Here is a 15,645-nt window from a genome sequence, read left to right as displayed (position 1 = left end):
CCGCGTTCAGACGCCCAGGTAGCGCGTCCACAGCGACCGGTCGGCGTCGAGCGCCGCCGAGTCGCCCTGCCACACCACGCGTCCGCGCTCGAGAATCATGTGGCGGTCGGCCAGCGGCAGCAGCCGCTGCACGTACTTGTCGACCACGAGGATCGCTTCGCCTTCGGACTTGAGCGTCGCGATGCAGTGCCAGATCTCCTCGCGGATCACCGGGGCCAGGCCTTCGGTGGCTTCGTCGAGGATCAGCAGGCGCGGGTGCGTCGACAGCGCGCGGGCAATGGCCAGCATCTGCTGCTCGCCGCCCGAGAGCTGGTTGCCCGCGTTGGCCTTGCGTTCCGACAGGCGCGGAAAGAGCTTGTACAGCGCCTCGACGGTCCAGCGCGGCGCGCTGTCGGGCCGGGGCCGTGCGAAGGCGCGCAGGTGCTCGTCCACGCTGAGGTTGGGGAACACGTGGCGCCCCTCGGGCACGATGGCCATGCCGCGCCGCGCGATGGCGTCGGGCCGGTGGCCACCGATGGCCGCGCCGCAGAACTGCACGCCGCCGCGCATCGGCGCGATCGTGCCGGTCAGCACCTTCAGCAGCGTGCTCTTGCCCATGCCGTTGCGGCCCAGCAGCGCCATCACTTCGCCCGCACCGACGCGCACGTCGATGCCGAACAGCACCTGGCTGGCGCCGTAGCCGGCTTCGATGGCGCTGGCCTCGAGCAGGGCGGTGGTTGTGGTCGTCGTGCTCATGCGTGTCCTTCCGCTTCGGTGCCGAGGTACACGGCTTGCACATCGGGGTGGCCCCGCACTTCGTCGGCCGTGCCGCTCATGAGCACCTTGCCCTGCACCAGCACCGTGAGGCGGTTGGCGAGACGGAACACGGCGTCCATGTCGTGCTCGATGAGCAGGATGGCCATCGATTCGCGCAGCGATTCGATGAGATCGACCATGCGCGCCGACTCGTCGGGGCCCATGCCGGCCATCGGCTCGTCGAGCAGCAGCAGCTTGGGCTCGGCGGCCAGCGCCAGTGCCACGTCGAGCGCGCGCTGCGCGCCGTGCGGCAGCGTGCCCGCGATGCGGTGGCGCTCGCTGCCCAGGCCCACGCGGTCGGCCAGTGCGTGGGCACGGTCGACCAGCGCGCGTTCGTTGGCACGCGGCGCGAGAAAGCGCAGGCTGCTGCCCGCATGGGCCTGCGCCGCGAGCATCAGGTTGTCGTGCACGGTTTCTTTGGCGAACACGCGCGTCACCTGGAAGCAGCGCGACATGCCGGCAGCCACGCGCTGGTGGTCCTTGTAGGCCGTGATGTCCTGCCCGTCGAGCATCAGCCGGCCCGCGTCGGCCTCCAGCAGCCCGGTGATGAGGTTCACCAGCGTGGTCTTGCCCGCGCCGTTGGGACCGATGAGCGCATGCACTTCGCCGCGCTCCACCGTGAGGTTCACATGGTCGGTCGCCAGCAGGCCGCCAAAGCGTTTGACCAACCCTTCGATTCTGAAAAGGCTCATGGCTTGGCGCTCCCTGCGGCAGTTGCAGCGGAGGCCGCTGCTGCTGCGACCGTGCGGCGTTTCGTGGACAGTGCGGCGAGGCCGCGCGGGGCCCAGAGAGCGACGGCGATCAGCAGCAGGCCCAGCGGCATGTGCCAGTGTTCGGTGTGCTGCTTGAGCACTTCCTCGAGCACCAGCCAGACCACGGCGCCCACCGGTCCGCCCCAGCTGCGGCCGAGGCCGCCGATGACGACCATCACCACCAGCGTGGCCGACTGCGTCCAGTGCATGGTCGCGGGGCTCACGAAGCCGTTGCCGCCGGCCAGCAGCGCGCCGGCCAGACCGGCGATCGCGCCCGAGACCGCAAAGCCGACGAGCTGCAGCCGGAACACCGGGTAGCCCAGCGCGCGCATGCGCGTTTCGTTGTCGCGGATGCCCATGAGTGCATGGCCGAAGCGCGCCTGCGTGGCGCGGTGCAGCCACCACAGCGCAAGCGCCACCACCGCGAGCACCACCCAGTAGAAGGTCGACTCGTTGCCGAGGTCGAGGCCCGGCAGCAGCGTGGGGCGCGACATCAGCGTGTAGCCGTCGTCGCCGCCGTACTTGCGCAGCGACACGACGACGAAGTACAGCATCTGCGCAAAAGCCAGCGTGGTCATGATGAAGTACACGCCGCGCGTGCGCAGCGCCACCGTGCCGATCAGCGCGGCAACGAGGCCGGCCACCAGCGCGGCCATGGGCCACAGGAGCCAGGCCGACATCACGCCGGCGTCGCTGAGTGCCACCACCGTGTAGGCGCCCATGCCGATGAAGCCTGCGTGCCCGAGCGCCACCATGCCGCCGAAGCCGAGGATGAAGTTCAGGCTCGCGGCGGCCAGCGCGACGATGAGCACGCGCCGCACGAAGCCGATGTAGAAGTCGAGCCCGAACAGCGGCGCGACCAGCGGAAAGGCTGCGAGCGCCACGAGGAGCAGCCCGAGGCCGAAGGTGCGTGACGAGAATTTCATGCGCGGGCCGAGAAAAGGCCGGAGGGCCGGAAGATCAAGACGACGACCATGAGCGCGTACATCGCGACCTCGGCGAACAGCGGCCCCAGGTCGGCCGCCGTGGCGGGCGGCAGCGTGGCGCGCAGCAGCATCGGCACGAAGGCGCGGCCGATGGTGTCGACCACGCCGACCAGCAGCGCGGCCACGAATGCACCGCGCACCGAGCCGATGCCGCCGATCACCAGCACCACCAGCGCCGGGATCAGGATGGCTTCGCCCATGCCCACCTGCACCGCGACGATCGGGCCCATGAGCGCACCGGCCAGTGCGGCCAGCGCCGCGCCGAGCAGGAACACGCCGTTGAAGATGCGGCCCACGCGCACGCCCATCAGCTCGGCCATCGGCCGGTCGGACGCGCCTGCGCGCACCCGCATGCCGATGCGCGTGTGGTTCACGAGCACGTACAGCGCCAGCGCCATCAGCACGCCGCCCGCGAGGATCACGAGGCGGTACGAGGGGTAGGGCAGGCCGTCCATCAGCTCGACCGGGCCCGAGAGCGCGGCCGGCGTGGGCGCCATGATGGGCGAGGGGCCCCAGATCATCTTGACGATGTCGTCGGCCACCAGGATCACGCCGAAGGTGGCGAGCACCTGCGCCAGGTGGTCGCGCTTGTAGAGGCGACGCATCAGCAGCACCTCGATGAGCAGCGCCACCACCACGGTGACGAGCACCGCGACCACGATGGCGGCGGCGAACGAGCCGGTGCGCGTGTGCGCCTCGGCCGCCACGTAGGCGCCGGCCATGAACAGCGAGCCGTGCGCGAGGTTCAGCACGTCCATGATGCCGAACACCAGCGTGAGGCCCGCCGCCAGAAGAAAGAGCATCAGGCCGTAGCCGATGCCGTTGAGCAATTGCTCGAGGACGAGGATGCCGCTCATGGAAAAACGAGCCGCATCACTTCATGCTGCACTTGGCGGCGTAGCTGTCGCCATAGTTCGTCAGCACGGTGTTGATCAGCTTGTTCGTCACCTTGCCTTGCGCGTCCTTGCCGATCACGCGCAGGTAGAAGTTCTCGATGGGGAAGTGGTTGTTGGCGTACTTGAAGGTGCCGCGCGTCGAGGCGTAGTTGGCCTTCTTCAGGGCGGCGACCACGGCGTCGCGGTTCTGCGCGTTGCCGCCCGATTGCTTCACGGCGGCGTCCATCGCGAGGATCGCGTCATAGGCCTGCGCGGCGTACACCGAGGGGTAGCGGCCGTTGTATTCCTTGCGGAACGCAGCCACGAAGGCCTTGTTGGCGGCGTTGTCCAGGTCGTGCGCCCAGTGCGAGGTGTTGAACAGGCCGAGCATCGGCTCGCCCACGGCGCCGATCACGTCTTCGTCGGCCGAGAAGCCGCTGGTGACGAGCGTGATGTCCTTCGACAGGCCCGCGCCCACGAACTGCTTGATGAAGTTGATGCCCATCGCGCCGGGCAGGAAGAAGTAGATCGAGTCGGGCTTGGCCGCGCGCAGCTGCGCGAGTTCGGCGGCGTAGTCGATCTGGCCCAGCTTGGTGTACAGCTCGTCGGCCACCTGGCCCTTGAACTGGCGCTTGAAGCCGCCGAGCGCATCCTTGCCGGCCGGGTAGTTGGGGGCGATGAGCACGATCTTCTTGAACGCGCGGTCCTGCGCGAACTTGCCGGCGGCCTCGTGGAACTGGTCGTTCTGGTAGGCGGTGCCGAAGAAGTAGGGGCTGCACTGCGCGCCGGCGAACTGGCTCGGGCCGGCGTTGGCCGACAGGTAGGGCACCTTGGCGTTGAACAGCGTCGGGCCCACGGCCAGCGCCACGTTGGAGCCGATGGGGCCGCTGAAGATGTCGATCTTGTCGCGCTGGATCATGCGGTCGACCAGCTGCTTGGCCTGGTCGGGGCTGCCGGCCATGTCGGCCTGCACGAACTCCACGTCCTGCCCGCCGAGCTTGCCGCCCAGCTGCTTGATGCCGAGCGCGAAGCCGTCGCGTGCCTCGGCGCCCAGGGCCGCGAAAGGCCCCGAAATATCAAGGGCCAAACCGACCTTGACCGGCGCGGCGACGGCCGACACCGAGGCGCCGAGGGCAGCGCCGCACAGCAGCAGCGAGAGCAGGGTGCGCGGCAGCGCGGGCGATTTCAGGAACGTGGGGCGCATCGGTCTCTCCGGCGAAGGAAGGGTGGAAAAAGAACTGAACTGTTGATGGTTAAATACTTTAGCCGTAAACAATTCGGTGTCAACGGTACTAGCACGAATGGTGCCAGTGAACCGTGTCGCTTCCGCCCCGCCGTGCCCTCGCCGGAGGGTTCCGCCAACGTCAACCAAACGGGCTGGCCGTGGCGAACCAGAGGCCGATGCCGGTCGCGATGATGAAGGCCCCGTCGGTCACGCCCGCGACCAGGAAGAACTTGGTCTGCAGCGTGTCGACCAGCTCGGGCTGGCGCGTCGTGCCTTCGAGAAACTTCTGGCCCACCAGCGCGATGCCGAGGCACGAACCGAGGGCGGCAATGCCGATCAGCAGGGCAACGGCGAGCGGGAGGATGTTGAAGCCGGTCATGGTTTTTCTCCTGGTGGTTGATGAATCGATGGACCCACTGTTCCAGAACGGATGCATCGAATCCATGACGCGGGAGGTCATGCGCCAGACGAAAAAAAGCCGGCCGTCGAAACGGCCGGCCGGGTTCGCATCAGGTGCGAAGCTGGGCGCTTACGGCAGCTGCGTCCAGTTCTGGTTGTTGCCGCCGTTGCAGGTCCAGGTGATCAGCGCCGTGTCCTGCGTGGTCGATCCGTTCGGCACGTCCAGGCACGAGCCCGAGGCACGGTTGCGCAGCGTGCCGCCCACGAGGCTCCACTGCGCCGTGTTGCCCGTCGAGCAGGCCACCTGCACCACCGCTGCGTTCGTGGTCGCCGTGCCGTTCTGTGCCAGGCACAGGCCGCTGTGCTCGGCGATGAATTGCACGTAGCCGCCGGTGACGGGCGTCATCGTGAACTTCTCGTTGCCCGCGTTGCCGCACGGCCACTGCACCGCCGTCGCGCCGCTGGTGGTCGAGGCGCCCTTGATGTTCACGCACATCGTCGGGTTGAGGTCGGAGCGCAGCCGCGTGACCACCGCCGGGGCGGTGTCCTGCGAGCGCACGTACTCGCGCAGCGCCACCACGTCGTTCGCCGGCAGGCTGGAGGCATTGCCGTGGCCGCCCGTGAGCAGGTCCTGCAGCGTGGCCGCCTGGCCGTTGTGGAAGAACGCGGTGGTGTTCCAGGTGCCCGACAGGGTCGGCGTGTCGAAGCCCACGCCCGCCAGCGGCTGGTTGCTGCCCTTGCCCGACGAGGTCTGGATGGTGCCCACGTCGTGCCGCAGGCCGTCGCGGGAGGTGGCGCCCGTGTGGCAGGTGGCGCACTGGGCCGTGTTGAACACGGTCTGTCCGCGCACCGCGTCCACGCTCAGGCTGCCGTCCGCGGCGCGGGCCGGGCTGCGCATGTACTTGTTGAGCGAGCCCAGGTACACGGCCAGGTCGTCCAGCTGCGCGTTCCTGCCGGCCTTGGGCGTGCCCAGCGGTGCCTGCGTGGCGGTCCAGTCGGCGTTGCTCAGGAAGCCGGTGCCGCCGAACTCGTTGCGGATGTCGTTCTCGAAGTCCTGCACTTCGTCGAAGTTGGCCGTCCAGTGCAACTTGCCGTGGCTGGTGCCGCGCCGCCCTTGCAGGCTGATGGTGCGGCGCAGGCCTTCGCCGCGCTGGGTGAAGTCCCACACCATGCCGTCGTCGCCGCCGTCCGCGTGGCAGCTGGCGCAAGACATGTAGTTGTCCTTGCTCATGCGCCGGTCGGCCGCGTTGTAGAACACCTGCTTGCCGCGCAGCGCCGCGGCCGCCATCGGCTCCTGCGCCACGGTGGACACGTTCTGCAGGAAGATCGCCGCGTTGGTCTCGGCCGACAGCACCTGCGCCACGTCATGCACCGACACCGAGCGCGCCAGGAAGTTGTTCACGAACAACCGCTTGCGCGCCGCATCGAGGTACAGGCCGTGCGGGGCGCTGCTGGCGTTGATTTCGCCGCGCACCGCGCGGGTGTAGCTGTCGACGATGGCGACACGGTTGCCTTCCATCTGCGCCACGAACAGGTAGTCGCCGGCCGGCGAGTACAGCGCGGCGCGTGCGGGGGAACGGTCGTCGAAGTCGATCTGCTCGGCGAACACCTCGGCGGCGCCCTGCAGGTTCACCTGCGACAGGATGGAACGCACCGTCTGGTCGTGTGGCAGGTCGGTGCCGTCGCGGAAGCGGCCGCGCACGATGTTGTCCTTCTTCGAAGGCAGCACGGCACGCGAGCCGTCGGGCGAGATCACCACCTGGCTCAGGTAGTTGGCCACGCCGCGCGCGCGGCTCTCGGTGTCGACGGTCGTGGTGTCCACCGGCAGCGGGATGGTCTGCAGCGCGGTCAGCGTCTGCAGGTTCACCTTGTGCAGCTGGCCACCCGTCATCTTCGACTTGAAGCGCGTGACGTAGGCCACCTGCGAGTCGGCGCTCACGGCGATGCCGCGCACGCCGCCTTCGAGCGCCAGTGCGCCGGTGGTGGTGCCATTGCTCGGGTCGAAGCTCATGAGCACCGACTTGCTTTCGAGCGTGAGCAGGCCCTTGGCGCCGTTGGGCGTGAAGGCCACGCCGTAGGGGCCGCTGCCGTAGGCCAGCGGGATCGACACCGACTGCGAACCGTCGGCGGCGTTGAGCGCCACCAGCTTGTCCTCGCCCTGCACCGCGACCCAGATGCGGCCGTCGGGTCCGACGGCCAGCGTCTTGGCCTCGTCGCCGACGCGCACTTCCCAGAGCTTGGCCAGGGAGGTGGCGTCGACGGCGGCCACCGTGCCGCTGTCGGGGTTCACCGAGTACACCCGGCTCGCATCGCCCGCGATGTTGGTCGTGTGCGTCGGCGCGGTCGCGGTGACCGGCGCAATGATGGTCACGTTGTAGGTGTAGTAGGTCTCGCGGCCGCTGCTGTCCTTCACCGTCAGGGTCACCGTGTAGTGGCCGGGCGTGGTGTAGGTGTAGCTGGTGTTCGGTACCGACGAGAAGGCCGTCTGCGTGCCGTTGCCGAAGTTCCAGCGGAACTGCACACCGCTGGCGCCGAGCGTCGCGGGGTTGAACGTCAGCTGGCCGTTGACCAGCTTGGGCCCGCCGCCCAGGCCCGGGTCGCCGATGATGGCCTGGCCGCGCAGCGTGTCCACCTCGGCCTGGCCGAGCACGCGGCCGTACACGCGCACCTCGGCCAGCGTGCCCTTGAAGAGCGCCGCGTTGCCTTCGATCTGGCCCATGTACTTGAACTTGGTCGACAGGCCCTTGGTGCCGGTGGAGCCGGTCGACGTGGTCTTCACCCCGTCGACGTACACCGCTTGCGCGCCCGAAGCCGCGTCGCGCGTGAGCACGACGTGGTGCCAGTTGCCGTCGTTCACGGCCGCGGTGGAGCTGGTGCCTGCGTCATTGCCCACCGAGAGCTTGATGCGCCCGTTGTTGTCCAGCCAGCCCCAGAACACGTCGTCGGTGCCGCCCGACTGGTCGCGACCGAAGATGCCGGGCGCGGTCCACGAGTTGGCACTGCCGGCCTGCGTGGTCTTCATGTAGAAGCTCAGCGTGGCGGTGCCGCCCAGCGCGCTGGCCACGGTGTCGTTCTTCAGCTCCACGCCCGTGGTGCGGTTCGCGAAGTTCAGGCCGATGCTCTCGAACGCGTCGCCGGCCAGGGGCTTTCCGCCGTTGGCGCCGATCTGGTCGGTCAGGTTGCCCGTGAGCGGCCAGTGGTGCATCAGGTTGATGTCGCTGGCGTTGCCGGTGTTGAAGGTGGAGCGGTAGTCGGCGCCGATGGCGTTGCCCGCATAGTCCTTCACGCCGTTGGCCGGCAGGAACACCTCATAGCTGGTGCCTGGCAGCAGCGCCTGCGCGGGGTGGAAGTTGACGATGCCCAGCTGCACGCTGTAGGTGCCCGCCAGCGTGTTGCCGCCCACCGGGCGCACGATGAAGGTGTTGCTGTTCACGCTCTCCGGCCGGATGCTGTCGGTCATCCCCAGGCCGATGCGCGAGGTGAGGGCTTGCTGCTTCGCACCGTTCACGGGCGAGACCTGCTTCACTTCGGGCTTGGTGGTGTCGGGCTCGACCGAGTGCACGACGAAGCCGCTGCCCGAGCCGTGGTCGTTGCCCACGAAGACGAGGTTGCCGAACATCGCGACCTGGCCGTTGTCCGAGTGCGAGTAGTTGGGGTCGTCCTCGCGCAGGATGCCGCCGCGGCCCACCTCCACGTGGTTGAGCGGGTTGCTCACGTCGACCTTGTGGATGCGGGTCTGTGCGCCTTGAATGACGTAGTTGTCCTGCGTGGCGCAGTACAGCTGTTCGTCGATGACGAGCCGGTTGTCTTCGGCCACGAAGCGCGAGCGGTCGCTCAGGTCGTAGCTGTACATCTTGGCGCCGCTGCCGCGTGCGGAGGTGTGCACGGTCTTGCCGTCGAAGCAGGTCGCGTAATAGAACGGCGTGGCGCCGGCGATCGAATCGAGCACCTTGGGGTTGAGCGGATCAGAGATGTCCAGGCTCGCGAACCCACCGTTGCTTTCCATCGCGGTCAGCACCATGTGGTTGCCCATCGTGAAGATCGGGCCGAGGCGGAAACCGCCGAGTTCGCCGGTGGGTACCGGGTTGGGCTTGCCCGCGCCGCGGTTGGCGATCACCGCGTTCGCGGGGTCGGTCGCGTCGACGATGAACATGCCGCGGCCGGCCGAGGCCACGTACAGGTAGGGTGCTTGCCACCAGAGCTGCCAGGCCACGTTCTCGTAGTCGCCGGCGTTGACGCCGGGCAGCGCCAGCTTCTTCACCTGCTTGATGTCGTTGATGTCCGTGAAGTCCCAGAACTCGACGCCGTTGATGCTGGGCAGCACCACATACGTCTTGCCGCCGATCTTCGCGGTGCCGAAGGAGTGCGTTTCGCGGAACTCCTTGGTGCGACCCCCTGACGCGTCATCGGGCTCGTAGATCTTCTTCACGAGCTGGATCTGGCGCGGGTTCGACACGTCGTACAGCAAGAAGCCGCCCGGGCCGAGGCCGCTGTCCGGCGCGAAGGAGGTGAGGAAGTAGCCGTTGACCATGATGCCGGCGTTCATGCCGTAATCCTTGCGGCCCGGGAACGTGGCGGGCACCTCGCGCGACTCGTAGGCGTCGCTGTGCGCCGGATCGAGCGGGTGGTTGGGGCTGGTGATCATCGACACCGGCTTGAACAGTTCCGCCGAGGTGTAGGTGAGGTTGCCCAGGCCCGGCCCCTGCAGCGGGAGCGGGTCGGCGACCGCAGCGGCAGCCGCCGTGGCCATGTTGTTGAGGGTCGTCATCGGACTGACCCCGGTGATTGCCGCATGCGTCAGCAATGTGACGCACGGCACCAGGAACGCCATCAGGAAATACCGGATCTTCATCGTCGCCTCCAGGTTGTTTGAAGTTCGCAGGGAACCCTCTTGTCCTTGGTTCTCTCGAATCACTCGGTCGCTTGCAGGGAAAGCGCACGCGCAGGCGCGCCCTCGGCGGGCAACGCATGCGTTGTCCGCCGTCCAGCTTCTTCTTCTGTCTTGCTCTCCCGCTGGTTGGCGCTGACGCCTTCCGGGTGGAAGGCGTCAGCGCCGGGGCGCTCTTATTTCACGCCGCCCGATTCGTAGATGGCCCAGGCCGCTTCGGCGCTGGCATCGTTGTGGATCATGGCCATCAGTGCGCTCACCACCGCCGAGGGGTTGGCGTGCTGGTAGACGTTGCGGCCGTACACCATGCCGACCGCGCCCTGGTCCATGAGCACGCGCGAACGCGCGAACACCTGCTGCAGGTCTTCGCGTCCGCCGCCGCGCACGAGCACGGGGCAGCGCGCGGCCTGCACCACGCGATGGAAGTCGGTGGCGTCGGTGGTGGGGTCGGCCTTGACGATGTCGGCGCCCATCTCGCGCGCCAGGCGCGTGAGCGTGACGATCTTCTCGGCGTCGCCGTCCACCATGTAGCGGCTGGTGGCGGTGGGCGCCTGCATCACCAGCGGCTCGATCATGAGCGGCATGCCGTAGCGGTCGCAGTCGGCGCGCACGCGGGCGATGTTCTGCACGCACTGGCGGAACAGGTCGGGCTCGTCGGGCAGCATGAACAGGTTGACGACCACGCAGGCCGCGTCCATCTGCACGGCAGGCAGCACCGGGTCGTCCTGGTTCTGCAGCACGGCCCACATCACGCGGTGGTGCACGGCGTTGTAGGGGTTGCCCATGTCCAGGCGCATCACCAGCGCGGGGCGCTCGCGGCCGGGGCGGTTCTGCAGCAGGTCGGACTGCCCGTAGTTGAGCTGGATCGCATCGGGCCGGGCGGCCACGAGCTTGTCGATCACGCCGGGCATGTCCTCCAGGCCGTCGAGAAATGTGGGCTCGTTGCACACGCCGTGGTCGAGGGCGATGTCCAGGCAGCGGCCGTTGTGCAGCAGGCGGTTGAGCCGCGCGGTCTTGTCTTTCGACATGAAGGAAGAACTCCGTGGTGAGGAAAAAGGAAGGGAGGAAAAAGACACGCCGCTCAGGCGAGCGCGTCCAGGTGGCGCTTGGCTGCAGCGTCGATGAGCTGCAGCGCTTCGCCGTCGAGCACGACCGCACCGGCGCCGGCGTTTTCAATCGCCTGCTGGCGCACGCGCGCGCCGCACAGCGCCACCGAGACGGTGCCGCGTGCGATGGTCCAGGCGATCATCATCTGGCCGAACGAGCAGCCCAGGTGCGTGCGCAGCGGCTCCAGCGTGTCGAAGAAGGCCTTGAGCTTGGCGCGGTTGGCTTCGCTGAAGCGCGGGTTGGTGGCGCGCTGGTCGTCGCCCTTGAACTCGCGCGCGGGGTCGATGGGCCCGGCCAAGAGGCCCAGCGCCAGCGACGAGTAGCCCAGCACCGCCACGTTGTGCTCGGCGCACAGCGGCGCCAGCGTGGTCTCGATCCCGCGATCGATGAGGCTGTAGAGCTCTTGCGCCGCATCGACGGGGCCGTGCTTCAGGTACTCGGACAGAATCTCGGGCGTCGCGTTGCTCACGCCGATGGCGCGGATCTTTCCCTGCTTCTTGAGCGCCAGCAGCGCGTCCATGGTCTCGGCCACGGGCGTCGTGTGGTCCTGCCAGTGCGTGATGTACAGGTCGATGTAGTCGGTCTGCAGGCGCTTCAGGCTCTCTTCGCATTCGTGGAAGATCGAGTCGCGCCCGAGGTAGCGGTACACCGGGTGGCCGTCTTCCTCGAAGAAGTGCGTGCCCTGCTGCGTGTGCCACACCAGGCCGCACTTGGTGGCGATCACGGCCTCGTGGCGACGGCCCTTGAGCGCGGTGCCGACGATGCTCTCGGAGCGGCCCAGGCCGTAGGCCGGTGCGGTGTCGATCAGGTTCACGCCCGCATCGAGCGAGGCCTGGATGGCGATCACGGCGGCTGCGTTGTCGCCGCCGCCCCACATCCATCCGCCCATGGCCCAGGTGCCCAGGCCGATGGCCGAGCTTTCGATGCCCGAGGGCCCCAGGGTGGTCTTCTTCATTTGTGTTGCGCTGCTCATCGCTTGGTCTTTCGGGTGTTCAGGATGTGGTCGATGGTCACGGCCGCGAGCAGGATCAAGCCCTTGATCACGTCCTGCCAGTAAGGCGATACGTCGAGCAGGATCAGCGAGCTGGTCACCACCGACAGCAGGGCCAGGCCGAGCACGGCGCCGAGCACGGTGCCCGAGCCGCCCTTGAGGCTGGCGCCGCCGATCACGGCCGCGGCAATCACGTTGAGTTCCATGCCCATGCCGAAGGTCGGCGTGGCGGCGCCGAAGCGCGCGGTGTAGATCACGCCGGCCAGGCCCGCCGACGCGGAACACAGCACCGTGACCCAGAACTTCACGCGGCCCACGCGGATGCCGGCGTACAGCGCGGCCTTCTCGTTGCTGCCGGTGTAGAACACGCGGCGCAGCAGGGTCGAGCGGCGCAGCACGAAGTCGCTCACGATCACGATGGCCAGGAAGATCAAGATGACGGCCGGCACGCCGAACAGCGTGCCCTGGCCGATGAATTTGAACTCGGCCGGCAGCGAGAACAGCGACTGCGGCGTGCCCTGCGTGAGCGCCAGGCACAGGCCCCGCACGATCACCATGAAGGCCAGCGAGGCGATGAAGTGGTTCAGCCCGATGCGCGTGACGCAGCCGCCGATCATGGCGCCGATGAGGCCGCTGGCGCCAATGGCCACCAGGCTTGCGAGCCACGGGTCCATGCCCATGAGAAAGAGCTTGCCGGTCACCACCATCGCAAAGCACACCACCGAGCCCACCGACAGGTCGATGCCGCCGACGATGAGCAGGATGGTCATGCCCACCACCACGATGCCTTCGATGGAGAAGGACAGCAGCATCGCGCGCACGTTGTCCCAGGTGAGGAAGTAGGGCGATGCGAAGCTCATCGCGACGCACAGCGCCAAGATGATCAGCACCAGCCCGGCCTCGCGCATGCTCGTGAGCTTGTTGCTCTGCTTCACGGGGTCTCCTGTTCGGCGGGGTTGCAGGGAGCCGGCTGTGGCCGTGGCCGCAGCGCCTGCATCGATTCTGGTCGGAAAGTTCATGCCATTGCCTCTTCGGGTTCGCAAAGTCCGGAGGCCAGCCGCAGCAGGGCTTCCTCCGTCATCTCGTCATGGGCCAGTTCGCCCGCCAATCGCCCTTCGCGGATCACCAGTGCGCGGTCGCACAGGCCGATGATCTCGGGCAGTTCGGAAGAGATCACCACCACGCCCACGCCCTGGTCGGCCAGGTCGCGCAGGATGTGGTGAATCTCGGATTTCGCGCCCACGTCCACGCCGCGCGTGGGCTCGTCCATCAGCAGCACCGCGGGTTGCGTGGCCAGCAGCTTGGCGATCGCGACCTTCTGCTGGTTGCCGCCCGACAGGCTCGACACCTCGATCGCCACGCCGTCCGACTTCAGGTTGAGCTTGGCGCCCAACTGCACCGCGAGCCGGTGCTCGGTCGCGCGCTGCAACAGGCCCCAGGCCGAGCTGACGCGGCGCAGTGCCATCGACGAGATGTTCTGCGCAATCGGCAGGTCGAGGAACACGCCGGCCTCCTTGCGGTCTTCGCTGAGGTAGGCGATGCCTTCGCGCAGTGCGTCGCTGTACTTGCGGATCGACAACGTCTTGCCGTTGAGCCGCACCGCACCGCGCCGCGCGGGGCGCAGGCCGCACACGGTCTCGGCCAGCTCGCTGCGCCCGGCGCCCATGAGCCCGGCGATGCCGAGGATCTCGCCTCGCTTCAGCGTGAAGGAGATGCCGTGCACGCGGTCGTCGTCGGCGATGCCGTCGACTTCCAGCACGGGGCCGGCGTTCGCGTCGGCAGCGGCGGATTGCTTGGGCGGGTAGTAGTTGCCCAGGTCGCGCCCGACCATGCGGCGCACGAGCTCGTCGGGCGTCATGCCTTCGAGCGGGCCGCTGTGCACGTTGCGTCCGTCGCGCAGCACGGTGGCGCGGTCGCAGTGCGTGAAGATCTCGGCCATGCGATGGCTGATGTAGATGATGCCGATGCCCTGCGCCTTGAGGTCGTGCAGCACACGGAAGAGCGCGGCCGATTCGTTGTCGGTGAGGGCGGCGGTGGGCTCGTCGAGGATGAGCACCTTGCAGTCGAGCGTGAGCGCCTTGGCGATCTCCACCAGCTGCTGGTTCGAAATGCTCAGGTCGCGCACGAGCGCGGCCGGGTCGATGTCCTGGCCCAGGCGCGCCAGCACCTTGGCGGCGCGCGTGTTCAAGGCGGAGAAGTTCATCCACGCCTGGTGGCCGGCGTTGATTTCCGGCATGAAGATGTTCTCGGCCACGGTGGCGTCGGCGCACAGGGCGATTTCCTGGTGCACCAGGCCGATGCCCAGGCGCATCGCGTGCGCGGGGCCGTCGATGACCACGGTGTCGCCGTGCAGCGCGATGGTGCCTTCGTCGGGCTGGTGGATGCCGTCGATGATGTTCATCAGCGTCGACTTCCCCGCGCCGTTCTCGCCGCACAGGGCGTGGATCTCGCCGGCCTGCAGCGAGAAGTCCACGCCCGAGAGGGCGCGCGAAGCGCCGAAGCGCTTCGCGATGCCGCGCAGTTCAAGCAATGCGGCAGGGGTGCTCACTCGCCGATTCCCTTGGTGCCACGGCGGGCAAGGTACTTGTCCCAGTAGAAGTCGTCGGCATTGGCCTTGCTGACCACGGCCAGGCCGTTGTCCAGGAAGGGCACGGCCATCGGGTTGGTGCCGTTGCGCTTGGCGTCGTTCATCGGATCGATGAGGCCTGGGTTCTTGGCCAGGAACAGCATCATCATGCCCATGTAGCCCTGCATGCCCTGGTTCGGGTTGATGGCACCGAACACGTCGCCCGACTTGATCATGTCCAGGATCTTGGCGTTGACGTCGCAGCACATCACCTTGATGTTCTTCTTGGTCTCGACCTTGGCCTGCGCAGCGCCGAGCGCCGAGTTGGCTTCGGGCATGAACAGCGCGCCCAGGTTCGGGTTGGCCTGCGCCAGGCTCAGCACGGCCTGGTAGGCCTTGTTCGGGTCCTGGTTGCTGGCGGCGCGGCCGACCAGCTTCATGCCCGGGTGCTTGGCCTTCATGCGGTTCACGAACGCGGAGATGCGGCGGTCGTGGTTGTCCTGGCCCGGGTTCTCGAGCACGGCGTACTCGCCCTTGCCGTTGAGCGAAGCGGCGATCGCGTCGGCAGCCTGGTTGCCTTCGCGGTCGTTGTCGGACGTGATGAACGAGGTGCGCTTGGAGTTCGGCGAGTCGGCCGCGAAGGTCACGACCGGGATGCCCATCGCGGCGGCGCGGTTGATGGGTTCGATGAACGGATCGGGGTTCATCGGGTGCAGCAGGATGCCGGCGGGCTTGCGCGCCAGTTCCTGTTCGAACGATGCGAGCTGCTTGTTCACGTCGTACTCCGGCGTGCCGGTGTAGCGGGTGCGAACGCCCAGCGTGCGGCCGAGCTGCTTCATCATTTCGTAGACCGGGAACCAGTACTCGACGCCCGAGACCATCACGTTCATCACGTAGACGTCGCTGGCATTGCCGCGCAGGCCGGCACCTGCCGCAGGGGCTGCGGCTTGCTGTTGCGCGAACGCGCTCGCACCGGCCAGGCCGATACCGGCAGCGGCCGCGGACTTCAGGAAATTACGCCTCATTCTTTGTCTCCTCACGTTGACTGGCAGAGCTTTCGG

At 67.8% G+C, this 15,645-nt stretch carries 12 protein-coding genes; all 12 read right to left on the bottom strand.

What is annotated here, in order from left to right; genetic code table 11:
* Positions 1-6: 6 nt before the first annotated feature.
* Positions 7-708 (bottom strand): ABC transporter ATP-binding protein, encoded by a 702-nt coding sequence (locus CY658_RS28575; RefSeq protein WP_374221142.1) that lies wholly within the window; start codon positions 706-708, stop codon positions 7-9.
* A gap of 23 nt (positions 709-731) precedes the next feature.
* Positions 732-1,487, bottom strand: coding sequence for an ABC transporter ATP-binding protein (locus CY658_RS28570; protein ID WP_101493386.1), 756 nt, complete (start codon positions 1,485-1,487; stop codon positions 732-734).
* The gene (locus CY658_RS28565) at positions 1,484-2,473 is read right to left on the bottom strand and encodes a branched-chain amino acid ABC transporter permease (protein WP_101493385.1); all 990 of its coding nucleotides are present in this window, start codon (positions 2,471-2,473) and stop codon (positions 1,484-1,486) included. Before CY658_RS28565 ends, CY658_RS28570 begins: the two co-directional genes overlap by 4 nt.
* Positions 2,470-3,390, bottom strand: coding sequence for a branched-chain amino acid ABC transporter permease (locus CY658_RS28560; RefSeq protein ID WP_056584164.1), 921 nt, complete (start codon positions 3,388-3,390; stop codon positions 2,470-2,472). The genes CY658_RS28565 and CY658_RS28560 overlap by 4 nt, the downstream gene beginning before the upstream one ends.
* Positions 3,391-3,406: 16 nt before the next feature.
* Positions 3,407-4,612 (bottom strand): ABC transporter substrate-binding protein, encoded by a 1,206-nt coding sequence (locus tag CY658_RS28555; protein WP_101493384.1) that lies wholly within the window; start codon positions 4,610-4,612, stop codon positions 3,407-3,409.
* 160 nt (positions 4,613-4,772) lie between these two features.
* The gene (atpE, locus tag CY658_RS28550; RefSeq protein WP_099794683.1) at positions 4,773-5,012 is read right to left on the bottom strand and encodes a F0F1 ATP synthase subunit C; all 240 of its coding nucleotides are present in this window, start codon (positions 5,010-5,012) and stop codon (positions 4,773-4,775) included.
* A gap of 150 nt (positions 5,013-5,162) precedes the next feature.
* Positions 5,163-9,884: an RICIN domain-containing protein gene (locus tag CY658_RS28545; protein ID WP_101493383.1), complete on the bottom strand. Its 4,722-nt coding sequence runs from the start codon at positions 9,882-9,884 to the stop codon at positions 5,163-5,165.
* A gap of 212 nt (positions 9,885-10,096) precedes the next feature.
* On the bottom strand, positions 10,097-10,948 hold the full coding sequence (locus tag CY658_RS28540) for a class I fructose-bisphosphate aldolase (RefSeq protein ID WP_101493382.1): 852 nt from the start codon (positions 10,946-10,948) through the stop codon (positions 10,097-10,099).
* Positions 10,949-11,001: 53 nt separating this feature from the next.
* A complete protein-coding gene (locus tag CY658_RS28535; protein WP_180839068.1) occupies positions 11,002-11,982 on the bottom strand; it encodes an aldo/keto reductase in 981 nt (326 codons plus the stop codon).
* Positions 11,983-11,996: 14 nt separating this feature from the next.
* Entirely contained in the window at positions 11,997-13,037 is a 1,041-nt protein-coding gene (locus CY658_RS28530; RefSeq protein WP_099794687.1) for an ABC transporter permease, read from the bottom strand.
* Positions 13,034-14,566 carry a sugar ABC transporter ATP-binding protein gene (locus tag CY658_RS28525; RefSeq protein ID WP_101493380.1) on the bottom strand — a complete coding sequence of 511 codons (1,533 nt, stop codon included), beginning with the start codon at positions 14,564-14,566 and terminating at the stop codon, positions 13,034-13,036. The genes CY658_RS28530 and CY658_RS28525 overlap by 4 nt, the downstream gene beginning before the upstream one ends.
* A complete protein-coding gene (locus tag CY658_RS28520) occupies positions 14,563-15,609 on the bottom strand; it encodes a substrate-binding domain-containing protein (RefSeq protein ID WP_099794689.1) in 1,047 nt (348 codons plus the stop codon). Before CY658_RS28520 ends, CY658_RS28525 begins: the two co-directional genes overlap by 4 nt.
* Between the last annotated feature and the right edge of the window lie 36 nt (positions 15,610-15,645).

Origin of the sequence: Variovorax sp. RO1 (assembly GCF_002849325.1) — a bacterium.
Classification (GTDB): domain Bacteria; phylum Pseudomonadota; class Gammaproteobacteria; order Burkholderiales; family Burkholderiaceae_C; genus Variovorax.
This window is presented reverse-complemented; position numbering and strand designations above follow the sequence as displayed.

Bases quoted from the DNA above. Each gene is read 5' to 3' on its own strand.
- CY658_RS28520 (WP_099794689.1), bottom strand. From the start codon at position 15,609: ATGAGGCGTAATTTCCTGAAGTCCGCGGCCGCTGCCGGTATCGGCCTG.
- CY658_RS28560 (WP_056584164.1), bottom strand. From the start codon at position 3,390: ATGAGCGGCATCCTCGTCCTCGAGCAATTGCTCAACGGCATCGGCTAC.
- CY658_RS28545 (WP_101493383.1), bottom strand. From the start codon at position 9,884: ATGAAGATCCGGTATTTCCTGATGGCGTTCCTGGTGCCGTGCGTCACA.
- CY658_RS28530 (WP_099794687.1), bottom strand. From the start codon at position 13,037: ATGAACTTTCCGACCAGAATCGATGCAGGCGCTGCGGCCACGGCCACA.
- CY658_RS28540 (WP_101493382.1), bottom strand. From the start codon at position 10,948: ATGTCGAAAGACAAGACCGCGCGGCTCAACCGCCTGCTGCACAACGGC.
- CY658_RS28565 (WP_101493385.1), bottom strand. From the start codon at position 2,473: ATGAAATTCTCGTCACGCACCTTCGGCCTCGGGCTGCTCCTCGTGGCG.
- CY658_RS28535 (WP_180839068.1), bottom strand. From the start codon at position 11,982: ATGAAGAAGACCACCCTGGGGCCCTCGGGCATCGAAAGCTCGGCCATC.
- atpE (WP_099794683.1), bottom strand. From the start codon at position 5,012: ATGACCGGCTTCAACATCCTCCCGCTCGCCGTTGCCCTGCTGATCGGC.
- CY658_RS28570 (WP_101493386.1), bottom strand. From the start codon at position 1,487: ATGAGCCTTTTCAGAATCGAAGGGTTGGTCAAACGCTTTGGCGGCCTG.
- CY658_RS28555 (WP_101493384.1), bottom strand. From the start codon at position 4,612: ATGCGCCCCACGTTCCTGAAATCGCCCGCGCTGCCGCGCACCCTGCTC.